Here is an 856-nt window from a genome sequence, read left to right as displayed (position 1 = left end):
TCGGTAAGTAAGATCCCTGAAAGATGATCAGGTAGATAGGTTCGAGGTGGAAGCATGGCGACATGTGGAGCTGACGAATACTAATCGATCGAGGACTTAACCCAACAATAAGTAATTTTATGAACGATAGGAATTCTTGATACGAACACATTATCTAGTTTTGAAGGATCAACCTTCAATTGAATATGTCTGGTAATGATGGCGAAGAGGTCACACCCGTTCCCATACCGAACACGGAAGTTAAGCTCTTCAGCGCCGATGGTAGTTGGGGGATCTCCCCCTGTGAGAGTAGGACGTTGCCAGGCAAATGGAAGAAACCAGTGCTTATTAATTTAGGCGCTGGTTTTTTTGTGTTGTTTTGGGTTTTGGTGGTGGATGGGTGATGCTGTTTTTGTATGTTTGTGTCGAATGCCGGTTATATGGTCCGACTTGGCGGATAAAACAAAAAGTTCGCGGATAAAAATAAAATAAAAGCTGGCTTGATCGAAAGCAAAGATTTAGAGTGATTAAGACTAACATCAGAGCTATAAAGACAATATGGTGGCAAATTTCCCGTCGAGATTGTCATTATCAAGGCCATAAAGACAATCTGGAGGTGAATTTCCCGTTAAGATTGTCATTATCAAGGCCATAAAGACAATCTGGAGGTGAATCTCCCGTCGAGATTGTCATTATCAAGGCCATAAAGACAATCTGGAGGTGAATCTCCCGTCGAGATTGTCATTATCAAGGCCATAAAGACAATCTGGAGGTAAATCTCCCGTTGAGATTGTCATTATCAAGGCTATAAAGACACTCTGGAGGTGGATCCTCCGTTAAGATTGTCATTATCAAAGCTATAAAGACAATCTGGCGC

General features: G+C 41.9%; 2 rRNA genes. Both read left to right on the top strand.

The annotated features are described in order from the left end of the window. A 23S ribosomal RNA gene (locus EKQ44_RS21320) occupies positions 1–104 on the top strand; the annotation flags it as partial. 84 nt (positions 105–188) lie between these two features. Further along, a 5S ribosomal RNA gene (gene rrf / locus EKQ44_RS21315) occupies positions 189–305 on the top strand. Positions 306–856 lie beyond the last annotated feature (551 nt).

It is taken from the genome of Sutcliffiella horikoshii (assembly GCF_021991925.1).
Lineage (GTDB): Bacteria > Bacillota > Bacilli > Bacillales > Bacillaceae_I > Sutcliffiella_A > Sutcliffiella_A horikoshii_F.
Note: the sequence above shows the minus strand (reverse complement) of the source record. Positions and strands in the feature narration are given on the sequence as shown.